This window comes from Shewanella atlantica (assembly GCF_003966265.1).
Taxonomy (GTDB): Bacteria; Pseudomonadota; Gammaproteobacteria; order Enterobacterales; family Shewanellaceae; genus Shewanella; species Shewanella atlantica.
Window position 1 is genome coordinate 1,154,683 of sequence record NZ_RXNV01000001.1, and the last position, 20,020, is coordinate 1,174,702.

Annotated in this window: 17 protein-coding genes; all 17 read right to left on the reverse strand. The window is 45.2% G+C overall.

Annotation, left to right across the window (positions count from 1 at the left end; all coding sequences use genetic code 11):
* Positions 1 to 225 precede the first annotated feature (225 nt).
* On the reverse strand, positions 226 to 1,686 hold the full coding sequence (gene astD, locus EKG39_RS04990; RefSeq protein WP_126504619.1) for a succinylglutamate-semialdehyde dehydrogenase: 1,461 nt from the start codon (positions 1,684 to 1,686) through the stop codon (positions 226 to 228).
* An 8-nt stretch (positions 1,687 to 1,694) separates the two neighbouring features.
* Positions 1,695 to 2,714, reverse strand: a complete 1,020-nt coding sequence (gene astA, locus EKG39_RS04995; RefSeq protein WP_126504620.1) for an arginine N-succinyltransferase — start codon at positions 2,712 to 2,714, stop codon at positions 1,695 to 1,697.
* A 137-nt stretch (positions 2,715 to 2,851) separates the two neighbouring features.
* Positions 2,852 to 4,069 (reverse strand): aspartate aminotransferase family protein, encoded by a 1,218-nt coding sequence (locus EKG39_RS05000; protein WP_126504621.1) that lies wholly within the window; start codon positions 4,067 to 4,069, stop codon positions 2,852 to 2,854.
* A 460-nt stretch (positions 4,070 to 4,529) separates the two neighbouring features.
* Positions 4,530 to 5,672: an HDOD domain-containing protein gene (locus tag EKG39_RS05005; RefSeq protein WP_126504622.1), complete on the reverse strand. Its 1,143-nt coding sequence runs from the start codon at positions 5,670 to 5,672 to the stop codon at positions 4,530 to 4,532.
* A 226-nt stretch (positions 5,673 to 5,898) separates the two neighbouring features.
* Complete coding sequence (locus EKG39_RS05010) at positions 5,899 to 8,382, reverse strand: S9 family peptidase (protein ID WP_126504623.1); 2,484 nt, start codon at positions 8,380 to 8,382, stop codon at positions 5,899 to 5,901.
* A 262-nt stretch (positions 8,383 to 8,644) separates the two neighbouring features.
* A complete protein-coding gene (locus EKG39_RS05015; RefSeq protein ID WP_126504722.1) occupies positions 8,645 to 9,214 on the reverse strand; it encodes an anthranilate synthase component II in 570 nt (189 codons plus the stop codon).
* Positions 9,215 to 9,382: 168 nt separating this feature from the next.
* Positions 9,383 to 9,838 carry a ClpXP protease specificity-enhancing factor gene (locus EKG39_RS05020; RefSeq protein ID WP_126504624.1) on the reverse strand — a complete coding sequence of 152 codons (456 nt, stop codon included), beginning with the start codon at positions 9,836 to 9,838 and terminating at the stop codon, positions 9,383 to 9,385.
* A complete protein-coding gene (sspA, locus tag EKG39_RS05025; RefSeq protein WP_126504625.1) occupies positions 9,838 to 10,467 on the reverse strand; it encodes a stringent starvation protein SspA in 630 nt (209 codons plus the stop codon). Before sspA ends, EKG39_RS05020 begins: the two co-directional genes overlap by 1 nt.
* 108 nt (positions 10,468 to 10,575) lie before the next feature.
* Positions 10,576 to 11,286: a cytochrome c1 gene (locus EKG39_RS05030; RefSeq protein WP_126504626.1), complete on the reverse strand. Its 711-nt coding sequence runs from the start codon at positions 11,284 to 11,286 to the stop codon at positions 10,576 to 10,578.
* Positions 11,286 to 12,500: a cytochrome b gene (locus tag EKG39_RS05035; protein ID WP_126504627.1), complete on the reverse strand. Its 1,215-nt coding sequence runs from the start codon at positions 12,498 to 12,500 to the stop codon at positions 11,286 to 11,288. Before EKG39_RS05035 ends, EKG39_RS05030 begins: the two co-directional genes overlap by 1 nt.
* Entirely contained in the window at positions 12,500 to 13,090 is a 591-nt protein-coding gene (petA, locus tag EKG39_RS05040; RefSeq protein WP_126504628.1) for a ubiquinol-cytochrome c reductase iron-sulfur subunit, read from the reverse strand. The genes EKG39_RS05035 and petA overlap by 1 nt, the downstream gene beginning before the upstream one ends.
* A 328-nt stretch (positions 13,091 to 13,418) precedes the next feature.
* Entirely contained in the window at positions 13,419 to 14,297 is an 879-nt protein-coding gene (hflC, locus tag EKG39_RS05045; RefSeq protein WP_126504629.1) for a protease modulator HflC, read from the reverse strand.
* 2 nt (positions 14,298 to 14,299) lie between these two features.
* On the reverse strand, positions 14,300 to 15,445 hold the full coding sequence (hflK, locus tag EKG39_RS05050) for an FtsH protease activity modulator HflK (RefSeq protein ID WP_126504630.1): 1,146 nt from the start codon (positions 15,443 to 15,445) through the stop codon (positions 14,300 to 14,302).
* 44 nt (positions 15,446 to 15,489) lie between these two features.
* Complete coding sequence (gene hflX, locus EKG39_RS05055; RefSeq protein ID WP_126504631.1) at positions 15,490 to 16,788, reverse strand: ribosome rescue GTPase HflX; 1,299 nt, start codon at positions 16,786 to 16,788, stop codon at positions 15,490 to 15,492.
* A 20-nt stretch (positions 16,789 to 16,808) separates the two neighbouring features.
* A complete protein-coding gene (hfq, locus tag EKG39_RS05060) occupies positions 16,809 to 17,090 on the reverse strand; it encodes an RNA chaperone Hfq (protein WP_012141144.1) in 282 nt (93 codons plus the stop codon).
* A 93-nt stretch (positions 17,091 to 17,183) separates the two neighbouring features.
* The gene (gene miaA, locus EKG39_RS05065; protein ID WP_126504632.1) at positions 17,184 to 18,110 is read right to left on the reverse strand and encodes a tRNA (adenosine(37)-N6)-dimethylallyltransferase MiaA; all 927 of its coding nucleotides are present in this window, start codon (positions 18,108 to 18,110) and stop codon (positions 17,184 to 17,186) included.
* A complete protein-coding gene (gene mutL, locus EKG39_RS05070) occupies positions 18,103 to 19,965 on the reverse strand; it encodes a DNA mismatch repair endonuclease MutL (protein WP_126504633.1) in 1,863 nt (620 codons plus the stop codon). The genes miaA and mutL overlap by 8 nt, the downstream gene beginning before the upstream one ends.
* Between the last annotated feature and the right edge of the window lie 55 nt (positions 19,966 to 20,020).

Genomic DNA, 20,020 nt, shown 5'->3' on the forward strand with positions numbered 1-20,020 from the left:
CAATTTCTTCCTTTAGGGCATCGTGTCGCTAATCGCAAACTGTGCGGGCGAAGTCTTTTATTTTTTTCACGAGAGGTCTTTTATTACTTTCACAAAAAGTCTTTTATTATTTTCACGAGATAATCGGGCGAGAGTGGAGGCGTATTCTTTTCTACGTCTCTTAAAAAGCGGGAAATATCATAAGGATATTTCCCACCAAATTTTAATGACTGAACGTCCTAGTACTTAAATGCTCAAACCAGGACTCAAATTAGCGGGAAGGCTAACTTCGTCCGCTTCAACAGAAGCAACCGGATAAGCACAGTAGTCGGCAGCATAGAATGCGCTCGCTCTATGGTTACCCGATGCGCCTACGCCACCGAAGGGAGCCGCACCAGATGCACCAGTGATCTGCTTATTCCAGTTAACAATCCCGGCACGAATACGCGCAAGGAAATACTCATAATCGTCACGATTATCGGCAAGGATCCCGGCAGAAAGTCCGTAGCGGGTATTGTTAGCTAACTTGATCGCCTCATCGAAGTCGGTATAGCGAACAACTTGCAACAGAGGACCGAAGTACTCCTCATCAGGCAGTTCGATAACCTGAGTTACATCGATTAACCCCGGAGATACCAGGCCAGTTCCCGGCTCAACATGGGTTAACTCAACTAATGAAGTTCCGCCTAAGTTCACCAGGTTACGTTGAGCTTCCACCATTCCCTTAGCGGCAGTCTCTGAGATCATTGACCCCATAAACGGCTGTGGCTGAGCGTTCCATGCCCCAACCGCAATACGCTTAATGGCATCGGTGAGTTGAGCCAGTAAAGCATCGCCCTCTGCACCTTTCTCCACATACAAACGACGCGCACAGGTACAACGTTGACCGGAGGAGATGTATGCAGACTGAATAATGTCGTGCACCGCCGCCTTACTGTCTTTAACGCCTTTGATTATGAGAGGGTTATTCCCTCCCATCTCTAATGCCAGAATCTTTCCGGGATCGCCTGCATACTGTTGATGCAAGATGTGCCCGGTGCGAGAGCTTCCGGTAAAGAACAAACCATCGATCTGAGGGTGAGATGCCAGCGCTTTTCCGGTTTCAACTTCGCCTTGTACTAAGTTGATAACGCCGGCAGGCAGTCCAGCCTTCTCCCAAAGCTTCAACATCAACTCGGCAACTTTAGGGGTTAACTCAGATGGTTTGAAAACGACTGTATTACCCGCAAGCAGTGCCGGCACTATATGACCATTAGGCAGGTGACCCGGGAAGTTATAAGGACCGAAAACGGCAACGACACCATGGGGCTTATGACGAAGGACAGCGCGTCCTGCAGGCGTATCATTCTCTGATGTGCCTGTGCGCTTATTGTAAGCTGCCACAGACAAGCCAATCTTACCAATCATGGCACCCGCTTCGGTCGCCGTTTCCCACTGTGGCTTGCCGGTCTCCTGAGCGATCACTTCGGCTATCTCAGCTTTATTTTCTTCTAACTGGGCACGGTACGCCTCTACAATCGCAAGGCGTCCCTCGAAACCTAACATAAACCAATCAAACTGCGCGTCACGTGCCGCTTCAACTGCGGTATTAACCTGATCGGGCGTCGCTGTTTGACTGTTCCAGATAACGTCATTATTTGCTGGGTTTTTTGAAGTCACTTCGTGACCTAGACCGGCAACCCACTGGCCTTTAATAAATTGAGTCATATTTATTCCTACAAAGCTAAGACACGGATCTCATCACCTTGCTCGAGCAGTAAACCTGCAGCGAGTTCAGGAGAGATCGTCACTTCATTACAGCCTTCTGTCAGCAGAAGTGCAGCAGAGGTAGCACGGTAATTAGCTAATTGAGTATTTGAGATAATAAAGTTGGTATCAGATTCGGGCGCATCGCCAATATTCACGGTCAATAAGCGGCTCTCTCTGACGGAACGAATATCGCTGAGATTACACTCAACAGTCGGACCACCATCGAAAATATCGACATACCCTCGGCACCTGAATCCTTCGGCTTGTAGCAAGTTAAGCGCGGGGCGCGTATTAGCGTGTACTTCACCGATAACTTTTTGGGCTTCTTCCGGTAATAAACAAACGTACACGGCATTCTTTGGCATCATTTCGGCCATAAATGCTTTCTGTCCAAGTCCGGAAAGATAGTCGGCTTCGACAAAATCGATACCTAAGAAGTGCTTCTGTAACCAATCATAAAATGGCGAATTACCATTTTCGTCACTCTCGCCACGCATCTCAGCAATCACAGTTTCACCGAATCGCTGCGCGTGCTGAGCTAAAAACAGAAAACGACTGCGTGACAGCATTCTACCGTTATTGTTCTTTCGATATGAGCTACGCAAGAAAAGCGTACACAGCTCAGCTGCACCGGTGTAATCATGGCACAGGGTCAAGGTTTCAACTTCATTTCTCACATCGATCTGTTCTGAGTAATAGACTTCGGTCCCTAATCGATAGTGGTAAAACGCATCTTCCATTCCAACGGCCGCCTCGAGACCACAAGTACCGACGACTTCGCCGGTATCTGTATCTTCGAGCACCATCAGGTAACCTTCATCGAATGGTTTATCGACCTGCTTTTGAAATGAAGCTTCTACGCGGGCAATTTTCTTTCTTAGTAGATCTTCATTGACAGGCAATGATGTAAACCCATGTCCGGATTCTTCAGCTATTTGATAAAGCGCTTCAAAGTCGCTGGATCGGATAGGACGTATAATTAACATCTCAGGATCTCCTCACTTTCACTCGTCGCTTAACGATCCCTATCCATTCTAAGACAAGCAGATCACAGTTAAGGTTCAAGTATTCCAAATGACAAAAAAAAGAGTGCTTGATAAGAATCAGCACTCTTTCATGTCATCTAGGCCGCAACGACTTTAGCAACTGCACGCTCAAAACGTGCTAAACCTTCGGCGATGTCGGCTTCGGGAATAACCAGAGAGGGAGTGAAACGAACAACGTTTGCCCCTGCGATTAGGCTCATCAGTCCTTCGCTTACTGAAGCAACCAGGAACTCCTTAGCACGTCCCTGATATTTATCATTGAGCACAGCCCCTAAAAGAAGACCTTGGCCACGCACCTCTGAGAATACTTCATACTTCTCATTGATTTTGTTCAGACCATCTTTTATCAACTGCTCACGCATCTTAACCCCATCGAGAACTTCAGGAGTATTGACCACATCGAGCACGGCATTACCGACGGCACATGCCAATGGGTTACCACCATAAGTCGAACCATGAGTACCAATCTTAAGGTGATCGGCAATCTCTTTAGTGGTCAACATAGCCGCTATCGGGAATCCACCACCAAGAGCCTTAGCCGTTGTCAGTACATCAGGGACGACATCTGAGCGCATATAGGCATATAGCTCACCCAAACGACCAACACCGGTTTGAACTTCATCGAATACAAGCAGGGCGTTGTGCTTATCACACAAAGCACGAACAGCTTTGAGGAATTCAGGGTCTGCATCGATGATACCGCCTTCACCTTGAAGCGGCTCCATCATAATGGCGCAAGTCTTATCTGAGATCACAGCTTCAAGAGCGGCAATATCATTGAATGGTACATGAGTAATGCTCTGTGGCTTAGGACCGAAGCCATCTGAATATGCCGCTTGGCCACCAACACTAACGGTGAAGAAAGTACGACCATGGAACGCCTTATCGAAAGCGATGATTTGATCTTTCTCGGCACCAAACTTATCCATAGCATAACGACGAACCAGTTTAAGTGCCGCTTCGTTAGCTTCTGCGCCCGAGTTAGCAAAGTACACTCGATCTGCAAATGTAGCGTTAACCAGTTTTGTTGCAAGTTCAAGAGCTGGTTCATTGGTCATTACATTTGAAAGGTGCCATAGTTTCTCACCTTGTTCTTTCAATGCACCAACCAGTGCCGGATGACAGTGACCTAAACAATTTACTGCTATACCACCGGCAAAATCGATAAACTCATTACCCTCTTGATCCCAAACTCGGCTACCTTCTCCACGAACAGGAATTACTGCCGAAGGCGCATAGTTAGGCACCATCACTTCATCAAATTGGGCTCTTGTCAGGGTGTTGTTTACGCTCATACCTTCTCTTCCTTTATTATTGTTAATGGCTCTGAAAGCCACTACTTCCCGCCTTTTATCGTTATCAAAAGTCTTGATGGCGGTGATTGTTTAGATTGCTTAAGTGACATTAATAACGAAAATGTGATCAAAATACCAGTTTCTTACACTCAAGTAGGAGCATCAGCGCACATTTAATGCATAAAGAGTTGAGTTTAAGAATTATACAAGCGTTTATAGCGGGGGTTTTGAGCATAATTAGTCATAAAAAAAGTTACTCGAGGCCAATACGGCTAAGTATGCACAGCATGTGCATATAAAACCGCATAAAAGACCCGCTGAAAATGAAATTGACTGCTTTTAAATGACCTGAAGTTCACTTGAACACAGCTAAACCCAAAAGCCGTTCACAAAAATTATGGCGGCTTTTTATAAAATGAAAAGACAAAGATGAGGGAAAAACAAAATGGGGAGGGGGAGCCTAAATAATATCTAATTTACGATAGTTTTGGCCTTTTAAACGAATTACCTCCTGTTCAGAGAGCTCATAATAATCAAACATTATACGTTTTTCCTGAGGCGTGATCTGACGCATCTCCTCCAGCAGAACTATTTTGGCAAAGCAGTTCGCTCGGGCTACCATAGCCGCATCGTCAGACAGTTCTTTATAGCTCAGATTATTATCGAGTTCGGCTAAGACTTTGGCCATAGCACTGTCTTTAAAATTTAATTGCTGAAGAAGTTGCCAATTAAGTGAGCTTCCATGCTTCAGAACCAGGTTATATACCTTTTCCGCGGGAAACTCGGTTGCCACAACTGCATCATAAAGTTCTTTATCCCGGCTATCGCTGGCTTCACGGAGCCACTCTCCCCATGTTTTCTCAAACAAGGTTGCGCTATTCTTAAGCACTACAGACGCACCAAGCTGGCTTAATAGGGTGCAGGTATAAACGAATGAGCAGCCCTTACCGTGGAGCTTAGCTAATGCTTGGGCAGCAATAGCACTCACAACCGAGTAACGCCATAATTTTCTGGTAGTCCACAGCAGATTTGCATGACCTGAAGGTAACCAGTTTCGCAAACAAAAGTAAGGTACCAATAATCTGAGATTTTCTCCCCCAATAAAGTTAACCACTAACTTTATATCGGTAACTTTAACATCGGAACGTTGTGGCCGACGATGCCTGAAAGAGGGGCTATTGACAATATTAAGCAGATCTCTGGCTAGCCATGCCTGTTCGGTAATAAGAGGGCTAAGACGGTTAATATCGAGGTTTTTACGCTGTAAAAGTTCCAGGATAAGAAGCTGATTTTCATTTATTCCCGAGTAGGTCAATATCGAGTCGGGCGATGCCAACTGATGTCCTATCGCATTATTAACGGTATTTATCAGTTGAGTGGAAACCTCTTCAAATACTTGTTTTGCCTGGATCTGTTTTGCCATCCTTTCCAGAATAGCTTCCCTCTCGATAGCAAGCTTACTGGCATCGGCCTCGAGTTCGGCGTCGAGCTCATCATACATAGAACCAGACTTTTGTTTACCAACAATAAGTTGCTGGTATAGCCTATGTTCAATCTCTATGACTTTCCCGGGTCTAACGCCCCCCGCTACCGATATCGCCACTGTCTACATCTCTCCAATCGTTATCTATCTCTATAATTTAGCATAATTTACCTTGAATCCACTGATTATGATGGAGTTTGAACTAAACGCATATCTCAAATGTTGATTTATCACTCGTTTCAATATTCTGGTTTTGTATCCGCTCACACTAATCCTCCCCCCAAATATTCTCGTGGCCCATAAAAAAGGCCTCTATTTAGAGACCTTTCATTAAACAATTAGTGCGTTACTTAAGCTCTTGCTCAAATAACTTATAGATACGACGGTACTCATCTAACCAACTCGAAGGCTGCTTAAACCCGTGAGGCTCTACAGGGTAAATCGCTGTCTCAAACATGGGCTTCTCCAGCTCAATTAAGCGCTGTACCAGACGAACACTGTCCTGGAAGAATACGTTGTCATCCAATACACCACTCATGATAAGAAGTGGTTTTTGCAGCCCCTGAGCATGCTCTATGGGTGAGCTTCGTTCGTAGGCAATCCCGTCAACATCAGGTGTGTTAAGTATATTTGAGGTATAGGGTGCATTATAGTGTGCCCAATCTGTCACAGGACGTAGCGCAGCACCGGCCTGGAAAAGCTCGGGCTCGGTAAACAATGCCATAAAGGTCAGGAAGCCCCCATAAGAGCCACCATAGGTGCCAACTTTACCCGCATCAACATTAGCATTGGCAGCCATCCAGCTGACGCCATCCTTCAAGTCCTCAACTTCCGGGTGCCCCATGTTACGGTAAACAGCAGTACGCCAATCACGTCCATAGCCTTTAGAACCACGATAATCCATATCCAAGACAACATAACCTTTCTGAGTCAGCAGGTTATGGAACATGAACTCTCTGAAGTAACCGGAGAACCCGTAGTGAGCATTTTGCAGGTAGCCTGCTCCATGATTGAAAATCACTGCAGGATACTTTTCGCTTCGACTCTCATCGTAACCTTGAGGAAGATAGACTCTGGCATAGACATCATCGGCGCCATGGGTCGAAGGTACTGCGACCACTTCAGGCGCTTGCCACTGATACTCCTTAAAGGCGTCACTGGTGTATGAAGTCAGTTTCTTGATAGCACCGCCGATAGGTTGAATATATAGCTCTTCAGGTTCAGTTCGACGAGACGCGCTGAGCAGCAGCGAGTTTCCGTCCGGGCTCAAAGTATAATCGAGTTGGCCATCCCACTGAGTTAACTGCTCATCTTTACCTGTCTTAACTGAGACTCGGTAAACGTTATCTATGCCAGGATGCTGCTTATTTGCCTTATAGTAGATAAATTGAGCCTTAGGGCCTAAGGTGATATCGCTTACGACAAACTTGCCTTGAGTGAGGGGCTCGGGCTGCTTGCCCTCTTGCTTAATATAGATATGTGAATAGCCGGTTTCTTCTGAGAGATAGTAAAGATTATTCGTATCAGGCAACCAACCAAATTGATTGAAATTATAGTTAACCCAAGCTTCATCATGCAATCTGTGCTGGGTCTTCATAGCTCCCTTTTTAAGATCCAGTGTAGCTATCCAACGATCTTTATTGTCGACGGCTTCGAGCATGATGGCGACCCGATTTGCAGACTCCTGCCATTGAATGGCACTTTGAGACCAGCCCCAATCCTGCATCAATTGGATCTTACGAGGTGTCCTTTCACTCTTATAAGTTTCGCCTGCTAACTTAGCATTTTCAGACTTAACCTCAGCCAGAACATCTTCATCGAAACCTTCAAGACCTTCGATAGTGATATCCGTTGAACTGTGATTTTGAAGATCGAGTAATACTAAACGCTCCCCCGGTGGATTATCTTCGGCAACACGAGCCCTTGCAGGTACGGCATCAACATAGCCATCTTTACCCAGATAATTCGGCATGATGTCATGTTCACTTCGCCAACTGTAATCCTTATCAATTAGTGACAAGAGCACGAAATTACCATCTGGAGAGAGGCTTAAGTCTGACACCTTCTCTTTATCCCCCAAATACCAGGCTTTTGCAGCAATCGTCGGGTCTAGCTTGCTAAGTTCGTTGCCGTACTCTTCTCTCTTCTTTGCATTAGCCTGCTGCATCGCAACATATTGAATTAACCTATGTTGCTGCTTGGCAATATAGCTAGCTGGAGCCTCTACAGCTTTAGGCTTAACATCCATCTTGATGCTTGCCAGTTGCTCAAACATACCCGAGTCCTGATGAATACGATAAACGGTGCTTCCCTGCCAGAAGGCAATATCACCATTTGTTAGGAATCGTACCCCGTCTACATTGTCATTTTGTCTGGTAAGTTGAATTATCTGACCCGTCGCCAACTCTTTTACGAAGAGGTTACCCTGATATATATAGGCTTTTCGGTTTTTGTTCTTATCAAAAACTCCGGACTCTTGATCGGCACCATGAAGTTGTTCCAGCTTGAGCTGAGTTGCCTCTCCCCCCGACACATTCTGGCGGTAATGGTTTTTTATTGGTGCGCCATGGGCCTGACGAGCAAAGTAGATAGACTGGCTATCATCACTCCAATAGGCACCTTTAGCTAGTATTCCCATCCAATCAGGGTTAGCCATGATCTGATTCAAGGTCAGATCTGCTCCGACCTTAGGAGGTGCTGTGAGTTCTGCTTGTACCTTAGTATGCTTCTCTTGCTTTTGTGCAGCGACAAGACTCTCGCTGTTTGCACAGCCCCCCAATATCGCTATCGCAATTAAACTAAGACCAGAATTACGGATCAGTCCTGTCATTTCCCTTCCTTTATTGTTTTTCAACGAACGTCTATACCGCTGACATGGGCAAGGCACGTTGCTATTATTTTGCGGATATTTATAACACAAATGGAATGACGTTGAATTAGGAATATTTATAAAACTTGTAACAGAGGTTTAAACAAAGATAGAGTTTTAAGATAGCTATTGTATAAAGCAATCGAACCTTCCGGCCCTGAAGCATTGCCTACTAAAGTCGCTTCTATATGGGGAGTATCTGACTGCCTAGGTAAACAGGGCCTCAAACGTTCAAGAAATTTCGTAAAAGCTCATGACCTTGCTCGGTAAGCACAGACTCAGGGTGAAATTGAACCCCATATATAGGCAAGGTGTCATGTCTCATGGCCATGATCTCCATTCCATGTATAGGATCTTGATACCAGGCATCAAGCCTAAAGTGCTCGGGTACCGAGTCTACCAGCAAAGAATGATAGCGCGTCACCGTCAGTGGGTTATTGAGCCCCTGAAACAGGCCGGTTCCAAGATGTTCGATAGCACTCGTTTTCCCATGCATTACCCGCTTAGCACGAATCACATTCGCGCCAAATACTTGTGCGATAGCTTGATGGCCCAGACAGACACCCAATATCGGTAATTTGCCGGCAAAATACGCTATGGCTGACAATGAGACTCCCGCTTCATTCGGGCTACAGGGACCCGGAGAGATCACCAGATGAGTCGGCTTTAATGATGTAATCTGCTCGATAGTGACCTCATCATTACGCTTAACCACGACCTCTTGACCCAGTTGCTGAAAATACTGCACTAGATTAAAGGTGAATGAGTCGTAGTTATCGATCATCAAGAGCATAGAGGGCCCGATATCCTGTAGGTGAAATATGTCATTGTAATTGGCCGCAGATGCTACCACAGTGCGCCAGCGGGATCACCTCACAGAGCAAAATCGGATCAATAGATCGGTTGGAAAACAGATATAAAAAAAGCCAGTCACTGACTGGCTTTTTTTGGAGACTAAGAACTACTTAACCAACGTGAGGTGACCTCGACGCTTAGGTTCTGGTGCTTGAGGAGTTTCTTCTGTCAATACAGGTTCAACTGCTGCTTCTTCAACAACGGTTAACCCAGCTTCAACAGACTCATCTTCAAGCTGATATGCTTCTTCCATATCGAAAACAGTACCAGCTCCATTTTCTCTGGCATAGATTGCAACAATCGCAGCCATCGGCAAAACAACTTGCTGAGGAACGCCACCAAAACGGGCACTGAACTCAATAAAGTCATGCCCAATCTGTAGGTTGCCTACAGCTGAAGCGGTAATATTAAGTACAATTTGACCATCTTTCACATACTGTTGTGGAACCTGAGTACCCGGAACATAGGCGTCGACGACGACATGTGGCGTTAACTCATTATCCATCAACCAGTCATAATATGCTTGCAGCAAGTATGGACGGTTCGGTGTCATAGGTTTCATTAGATACCCATGCGCATTTCGCGCTCGGCCTCAGTTAAAGATGCTTTAAATGACTCACGATCGAACAAGCGTGTCATGTAGGCCTTAACTTCTTTAGCTGTACGCATATCGAGCTCGATACCCAGTACAGGTAAACGCCAAAGTAGTGGACCAAGGTAGCAGTCGGCCAATCCAAACTCTTCAGCCATAAAGTATGGCATCTCAGAGAATACCGGAGCGATTGCGGTTAGGCTCTCTTGAAGCTCTTTACGAGCTGCATCGGCACGGTCACCACTTCTGATACGATCGACTAATGAATACCAATCCGTTTCGATACGGTTCATCATTAAACGAGTACGACCGCGAGATACCGGATAAACAGGCATAAGAGGCGGATGCGGGAAACGCTCATCCAAGTACTCCATGATGATGCGAGAGTTATAAAGCACTAACTCACGGTCAACCAATGTCGGTACTGTGTTATAAGGGTTTAGTTCGATTAAATCTTCAGGCATCTCACTTGGTTCAACCTGTAGCACATCAACAGTTACTCCCTTTTCAGCCAAGACGATACGAACTTGGTGACTATAGAGATCATCTGCACCTGAATACAGGGTCATGATTGAGCGTTTATTGGCAGCAACAGCCATTGATACCCTCCGGGACTTAAAAGTCAAAAGCAAAAAAACAAAAAGCAAACGAGGGGCAAAGCCCCCCGTTTACAATATGCGGATAATACATTCTAACCTTTATAGTGGTTAGTGTACATCTCTCCAGTACTCTTTCTTCAGCAGATAAGCTATCACAAAGAAGATAAACAGGAAGCCCATCACCCACCAACCTAAGCTTTCACGCTCAAGTTTTACAGGGTCACCCGAGTAAACCAGGAATCCGGTGATATCACGTACGACTTGATCATACTCTTCAGCCGATAGTTTACCGCCGGTAGCAAGCAAACTACCATCTTCCTGTTTTATAGGAAGTCCTTGAAGATGTTCGAGAACATGAGGCATACCTACCGACGGGAATACAGTATTGTTCACACCAAATGGACGACTCTCATCTTTATAGAAACCTTTAAGATAAGTGTAAACCCAGTCTGCACCACGAACTCGTGCAACTAAAGTCAGATCCGGTGGCGCTGCGCCAAACCATTTAGCCGCATCGGCTTCTGGTATTGCGTTTTGCATCAGATCGCCGGGCTTAGCATTCTCATCGAACATATACTTATTACGCATATCATCGATTGAAATGTCTAAATCTTCGGCAACGCGACTATAACGCTGGTATTGAGTACTATGACAACCAGAACAGTTGTGTTGAAACAGATCAACACCACGCTGCAAAGACTCTTTGTCATTTAGATCGACGTTAGCACTCTCTAAGTGAACGTGTGAACCACCGGCAGCAAATGCTAGAGATGGAACTAAGGTAACTAAGGTAACTAATGCAATAAGTAATTTTTTCATTAGTGAGTCAACCTCTCTGGAACAGGCTTAGTCTTCTCATTCTTACTGTAAATCCATAGCAGTAAGAAGAAACCGAAGTAAGTCAGAGTAAATATACGCGCAGCGATTGTCAGTGCAGGTGTCGCAGGGACAGCGCCTAGATAACCCAAGACCACAAATGACACGGCAAACTGACCGATATTCAACTTATGGATCATGCTACGGTAACGAACAGACTTAACTTTACAACGATCTAACCAAGGCAGTACAAACAGAACCGCAATCGCAAGTCCCATGCCTACGACACCTAACAACTTATCAGGGATCGCACGTAAAATGGCGTAGAAAGGTGTGAAATACCAAACTGGAGCGATATGCTCGGGCGTTTTCATTGGGTTAGCCGCTTCGAAATTCGGCTTTTCAAGGAAATAACCACCACCTTCAGGCATAAAGAACAACACGTAGCAGAAGACTATTAAGAAGCCTGCGACACCCATGATATCTTTAACTGTGTAGTAAGGGTGGAATGGAATACCATCTTTAGGCCAGCCATTCTCGTCTTTATTCTTCTTAATCTCGATACCGTCAGGGTTATTAGAACCCACTTCATGTAATGCGATTAAGTGCAAGAAAACCAATACAACCAGAACCAGCGGCAATGCGATGACATGCAAGGCAAAGAAACGGTTCAGTGTCGCACCGGAGACAACGAAGTCACCACGGATCCATAAGGTTAAATCATCACCTATGACCGGGATAGCGCCAAAGAGTGAGATAATTACCTGAGCGCCCCAGTAAGACATCTGTCCCCAAGGTAACAGGTAACCCATAAAGGCTTCTGCCATCAACACTAGGAAGATAAGCATACCAAACAGCCAAAGTAGCTCTCTGGGCTTCTGGTAAGAACCGTAGATTAAGCCACGGAACATGTGCAGATAGATGACAACAAAAAATGCCGAGGCACCGGTGGAGTGCATATAGCGCAACAACCAGCCGTACTCAACATCACGCATGATATATTCAATCGAAGCAAACGCACCTTCGGCAGTCGGTACATAGTTCATTGTTAGCCAGATACCTGTCAGTAACTGATTAACCAGTACCAACATAGCTAATGAACCAAAGAAGTACCAAAAGTTAAAGTTTGTCGGTGTCGCATACTGGCCAACGTGGCGATTATAGGTCGCCGTCATCGGGATGCGAGCATCGATCCAATCAACAATATTCTTAACCATTAGACTGCTCCCTGATCAACACCGATGATGACATTGCCATCGTCGATATACTGGTGAGGTGGAACAACTAGGTTCAGTGGTGCCGGAACCCCCTGGAATACTCGACCAGCCATATCAAACTTGGAACCATGACATGGGCAGAAGAAACCTGAAGGTACACCCTCAACCTGCTCACCAAATGTGTCAGGCAGATAGGTAGGAGAACAACCTAAGTGAGTACATAAACCTACGGCAATAAAGTACTCAGGATTAATAGAGCGAACTGCGTTTTGTGCATAAGCAGGCTGTTGCTCTTCTGCTGATGCTGGATCGCGTAGTTGATCATCGAGAGTGGCGAGATTATTCAGGATCTCTTCAGTACGACGTACAACCCATACAGGTTTTCCACGCCATTCTACACGGATCAGTTGACCCGGCTCTACTTTGCTAATATTTACTTCAACCGGCGCACCTGCAGCTTTCGCTTTGGCACTCGGATTCCATGACTTTATAAAAGGAACCGCTACAGCGACGGCACCTACACCACCTACTACGGCAGTGGCTGCGGTCAGAAATCTGCGACGTCCGGTATCGACTGGCGCATTGCTCATCCACTTATCTCCAGAGAGTGTTGGAATTTTTGTTTTAAATTATTTTTCGAATATAGGGTTTTAACCCGAAACTCAAAAACGAAACTTGAGGCGGGGCTCATTATAGCCAAAAATTAGAACCAGATCATAGTAAAACAGATAACAAAGTTAACTATGTTAGAAAAATAACCGTTCCAGCTCAAAAAACATGCGAACTTATATACGATTTAAACAAAAATAACTCAGGAAAAGTATAGAAACAACAATAACATTCATCACTAAATTAGTTAGTTAAGAGTTGTAAGCAAAAAAAAACCCGACCAGAGTCGGGCTTTTAATTCAAATGGGTTTATTTACCTTGAGAGCTCTTCATATATTTGAAGAATTCGCTATCCGGCTCTAACACCATAACATTTGATTCACCACTGAAACTTTCTTTATAGGCTTCAAGGCTTCGTATAAAGCTATAGAACTCAGGATCCTTATTGAAAGCGTCGGCATATATCTTGGCCGCCGTCGCATCACCTTCACCTCGAACTTCCAATGCTTTACGTTGTGCATCAGCAATCTGAACCGTCACAGAAGCGTCTGTCTTGGCGCGAATTATCTCTGACTGCTCCATACCTTGCGCTCGATGCTCTTTCGCTACCGCGGTACGTTCTGCACGCATACGCTGATAGATACTCGAACTTACGTTTGCAGGTAAGTTGATCTGCTTAACACGAACATCAACTACTTCAATTCCTAGGTCTGCAGCGCTCTCAGATGCATTTTTAAGTGCATCTTGTTGAAGCTCGTCACGACTACCGGAAACAATCTCTTTGATCGTACGACGACCAAACTCGGTACGAAGATCGTTATTGATCTTACGTTGAAGTAAAGACTCGGCGTTCGCTTTAATACCGCCATTAGTCGAAAGATAATATTTCTCATGGTCTAATATGCGCCACTTCACATAAGAGTCGACCATAAGATCTTTCTTCTCTGAAGTTACGAATCTATCAGCTGCGCCATCCATCGTTTGGATACGTGAATCAAGAAACTTAATCTTATCGATCATTGGTAACTTAAGATGCAAGCCAGGCTCATAGATGCGTGTTACGCCATCATCCTTTAAGATCTTTCCGAAGCGTGAAACAATCGCTCTCTCACCTTCGTTAACAATCAAAATAGAGGACAAAAACACAGCTACAAGTACCGCTGCAATAATTGCAGTTAATCTACCCATTCTTAATTCCTCCCCTGGCGAGTTCTATCGCTGCGAGACGAACGAGAATCGAGCGGCATGCTGTTCTGACCAACAATTTCATTTGATGAACTCATCGATGAGGTAGAACTCACTTTGCGAGGCTTAGAGTCAGATGGAGTACCTTGCATTAACTTATCCAAAGGCAGATACATCATATTGCCACTGCTCTTCGAGTCGACCAGGACCTTATTTGTGCCTTTTAATACTGACTGCATAGCATCAAGATAGAGACGTTCGCGTGTCACTTCAGGTGCAGCTTTATATTGAGGGAGTAATAGTTCAAAGCTTGCAACTTTACCCTTAGCCTCTAATATTTCGCGTTCTTTATATGCATTAGCCTGCTGCTCCATTCTTTGAACCTGGCCACGAGCCTTAGGTTCAATTGCACGGGCATAAGCCTCAGCTTCACGAATAAAGCGCTGCTCATCTTCCTGTGCTGAAATAGCATCATCGAATGCATCCTTCACCTCTTCAGGAGGACGTGCTGGCAAAAAGTTAACGTCTACAATGTTAATACCAAGATGGTAAGGCTCGATAATACGCTCGACCTCTTCCCAGGTATCACGGCGGATCTGATCACGACCGGTCGTTAAGATGTCATCCATTTTGTTATGGCCGACAACGTAACGCAGCGCACTGTCAGTTGCTTCACGCAAACTTTCATTGGCATCTACAGCACTGAACAAGAAGCGATATGCGTCGACAACACGATACTGGACATCGAGTTCAACCAAAACCACATTCTCATCAGCCGTAAGCATGCTTCCTGAAGCAGGAATCGAGCGAACAGTACTCACATTAACCGGAAAAACTTCATCGATGAAGGTAGCTTTCCACTGTAAGCCAGGCTCGACTTCACCAATGTATTCACCAAACCTCAATGCGACACCTTTCTCGGCCTCCTTGACTGTATAGAAACCCGATAGTCCCCACACTACAAGTGCGATGCCCAAGACAATGACAAGACCAAATGAACTGACCCCTGGTCCTGACCCACTACCTTTCCCACCACCAAAGCGTTTCGAAATATTACGAAAAACCTCATCGAGATCTGGTGGTCCCTTATCGTTACCGTTTTTATTTCCCCAAGGGTCTTTTCCCTTGTTACCGGGCTCGTTCCAAGCCATTTAGCACTCCATAGGTACGTGAAATAAATGAGATTACTAAAAACCTACTCAACTGCCGTATTCTCGACAACAAAGGTCTCTAACTCCCCTTGGCTCTGTTTCATCAGTCGGCGCCAATCGGCCTCCAACAAACGAACAGATAAGATACAGTTCCCCAGATCGTCGTACTCTTTCTGCTGTATCACATCAAGTCTGTAAAACTGACCAAGATAATGTCCAGCAGTTGCTGGAATTTGCAAGGTTAATTCTAAAGTCGTCTTACCAACTATTGCGTTGATAGCTTCCTTCAGTTGTTCCAAACCTTTTTGCTGCTGGGCAGATACCCAGACTCGTGTTGGTACGCCTTCAGAGTCATAGTCGATCTTCGGGCTTACATCCTCTAACAGGTCAATCTTATTACAGACAACCAGCTGTGGAATCTCTTCAGCATCAATCTCTTTGAGCACTTTTTGAACCTGCTCAAAGTTATCCCCCATATCCTCATCGGCACAATCAACAATGTGAAGTAAAAGATCCGCTTCTCGTGTTTCTTGTAATGTTGCCTTAAATGCAGCAACTAAGTCATGGGGTAGATGGCGAATAAAACCAACGGTATCAGCTAATATTATCGCACCATCCCTCAACTCTAACTTTCTCAAGGTAGGATCGAGTGTGGCAAAAAGCTGATCGGCGGCATAAACATCTGATGCCGTGAGTGAATTAAACAATGTAGACTTACCGGCGTTGGTGTATCCAACCAGAGAAACAGTCGCTAAATCGCTACGACGTCTCGAGCGTCGGCTCTGCTCACGTTGCTTATCCACCTTCTCCAAACGACGATTAATCGTTCTTATCCGGCCACGTAATAAGCGTCTATCGGTTTCAAGCTGAGTTTCCCCAGGTCCCCGAAGACCAATACCACCTTTTTGTCTTTCAAGGTGGGTCCAGCCACGTATCAGGCGTGTCGACATATGGCGTAACTGCGCTAGCTCCACCTGCAACTTGCCTTCGTACGTGCGTGCCCTTTGGGCAAAAATATCTAAAATGAGTGTAGTGCGGTCCAGCACTCGACATTGGCATAACTGCTCAAGATTTCGCTCTTGAGCTGGACTTAATGCATGATTAAAAATCACCACATTTGCCTCAGTCGCTGCAACTAAGGCAGCTAACTCATCGGCCTTTCCCGAACCTACGAAAAATTTTCGGTCCGGTGCTCGGCGACTTCCTGTTATCACTCCGATTGACTGGGCCCCAGCCGACTCTACCAATAATTGGAGTTCGACTAGATCCTCCCTACTATCTTCATCGGAAAAGTCGATATGAACAAGGACCGCATTCTCTCCCGCTTCATAACGCTCAAACAAAAAGCAAACTCCTTAATTTATTACTGGTCGTTGTTATCGTCTTGCTGACCATTAAAACCACCAGCAGGGCTAGGCGCTGCAGTGTGACTGTTAACATTAAATGGGCGAGCAGGCACAACTGTAGAGATAGCGTGCTTGTAAACCATTTGGCTTACCGTGTTTTTCAACAAAATAACAAACTGGTCAAATGACTCAACTTGCCCTTGTAACTTAATGCCATTAACAAGATAAATTGAAACAGGAACGCGCTCACGGCGCAGTGCGTTCAAAAACGGGTCTTGTAAAGATTGCCCCTTTGCCATTTTATAATTTCCTTTTTAATTAAAATAAGTAGTAAAACTAATACAACACAACTTTTTGTTTGGTTTTAGTATTATATAGTGAGGCCTAATTAGCTAGCGACAATGTCGCAATACGGTATTTAGATTAGAATCTACACCACTTTCCAGCCAATTTAACTCAGGCCAGCCTCTCAACCATGTTAATTGACGCTTGGCTAATTGCCTAGTAGCAACTATCGCTTTTTCGACCATAGTATCATAGTCATATTCACCATCCAGATATTGCCAACATTGTCTGTAGCCTACACATCTCATCGAAGGAAGCGCTAAATCCAGATCACCCCTTTCTTTCAAGGCGCGAACTTCATCGACGAAACCTTGATTTAACATCAATTTGAATCTTTCTTCTATAGAAAGATGTAACACTTTGCGATCTTTTGGTGATATAGCAAATTGAACGACATCATAAGGCAGAGGCTCTGACTTAATTTGGCTCAATTCGGTCATTGACTTGCCACTGACCCTGCATACTTCCAGCGCCCTGATTAACCTTTGAGGGTCATTCGGATGTATACGTTCAGATGAGACAGGATCAAGACGCTTAAGTTCATCATGCATATCTTGCCAACCGCGCTGCTCAGCTTCCACGATAATTTGTTCGCGCACAGCCTCATCGGCACCGGGAAGTGGGGAAAGACCTTCCACTAAAGCCTTAAAATACATCATGGTTCCACCAACTAATAGTGGTGTTTTCCCGGCCTTTAATATCTGCTCTATTTCACATAGCGCATCGGCCCTGAAATCGGCCGCCGAATAACTTTCTGCCGGATCTCTTATATCGATCAACCTATGCGGCGCAACGGCAAGCTCATCGGCATTGGGTTTGGCAGTGCCTATATCCATACCACGGTAGATAAGTGCAGAATCGACTGAGATAATTTCACAGTTGTGCTTTTGAACCAATTCAATCGCTAATGCCGTTTTTCCTGAGGCCGTAGGCCCCATTAACGTTATAATTTTTGGCATATTCTGTTCAGTCACTCGATTGCTCTTCCAGCCATGATTGCCAAGGTAAAACCTTGGCTTTCTGAATTAATTCTTCTCGATCATTGTCATCTAACTGGCTAAACGCTAACCAGGTATCCGGTGCTGATTCAAATCTCTTATCGTCATGTTTTGCAAGCCAGCAAGCCAATGCTTCATTATTCGGTTCTTCGAACCTAAGCCACTGCAGTAAATCAGGTATGACTGTGACTAATTGGCTCTGTCTTAAATATGGGGGCACTTTCTTTATAATCAACTGCCCGAGACGAATTGTTACCTCAATTCCTATTTTTCTGAGCAATAATTCTCTTTCAGTAAGTGTATCGCCCCAAGTTTCATCCATAGCGATAGAAACTGGCATCAATAATGGCTGGCTAACCAGCCCGCTATCGAGTTTATCTGAGATCTCATGTTGCAAAAGCCAGCTCGAAACGATTTTAACTGGTAAGAGTATCAGTTGCTCTCCCTGAGCAAGAACCCAGTATTCTCCCGCCAAGAGTGGCGGCATGGTCAAATTAGATTGAAGCTCCTTGTTACCTCTATCTCCTTGCTCCACATTAGGTGTCTTTAATAGCTCTCCATAGGATGCTATCGCCTCGGCACTGGGCAATTCCGTTTGTGGGCGATAAGGAGAAGCCGAACCTCCTCTTATCTGTGGTTGAGGCTCGCGGGAAGGAGAAGCTGAAATAGGCGAAGAAAAGCTCTGACGATTTCTTTCTATGCTTGATGGAGTCTGATGTGAATAATCATGTCTTGAATGGCCTGGCTCAGTAACGCCATAACCACTATTTTCGGTCTCACGACTCTGGGGGCGAAAACCAGTATCGGGCGTATTATCTGAATCGATAGCTAACCTACCAACTTGCTGAAGAGCAGATTGTAGGGCTTGAAAAATATAGTCATGCACGTAACGACTCTGATGAAACCTAACTTCATGTTTAGCTGGGTGTACATTAACATCGACCTGATGTGGATCCAGCTCAAGCATCAATACATAGCTTGCTTGCTCTCCGGTCACATGCTCGGCAAATGCTTGCCTCACGGCATGATTAACCAGCCTGTCACGTACCAATCTGCCATTAACATAAAAATATTGAGTATCACTCGCCGGCGCTTCAAAGAAAGGAGATTGAATATAACCAGTTAACTTAAGATCATCGTGCTGACAGTTGATCTCAATCGCCTGCTCGGCAAATTTTTTACCACTGATCTGAGCTAAACGTTGCAGATATTGATCTTGAGTACTGGTTGCACGGTAGTTTCGCACTACCTTGCCGTTATGCTTCAGGGTGAAGTGAATATCACTGCGCACCAAAGCAATACGTTTAAGCCACTCATCGATATGGGTGAACTCTGTTTTATCACTCTTAAGAAATCGTCTTCTCGCTGGCGTATTGAAAAACAAATCGACGGCTTCAACGGTTGAACCAACCGGATGGGCGGCAGGTATCACTTTCACCGCCATATCAGAGCCTTCGGCATATGCTTGCCAGGCTTCAACTTGGTCGGCCGTTCGGGAAGTTAAGGTTAGCCGGGAAACGGAGCTGATACTTGCTAACGCCTCACCACGAAATCCGAAGCTGAGAATAGCGTCAAGGTCATCGAGAGAATTGAGTTTTGAGGTGGCATGTCTCGACAAAGCAAGGCCTAGATCCTCTTTTGAGATCCCAGAGCCATTGTCGTGAATTTTAATCAGTTTACTGCCGCCTTTCTCGATCTCTATATCGACCCGAGTGGCACCGGCATCCAGACTATTTTCAACCAGCTCTTTAATCACTGAGGCGGGTCTTTCGACAACTTCACCCGCCGCGATTTGGTTTGCCAGTTGCGGCGGTAATATCTGTATTGTCATAATATTTTAACTCTTGAGGCCAATGAGACCTGCTTGCCTATTCACCCGTGCAGGA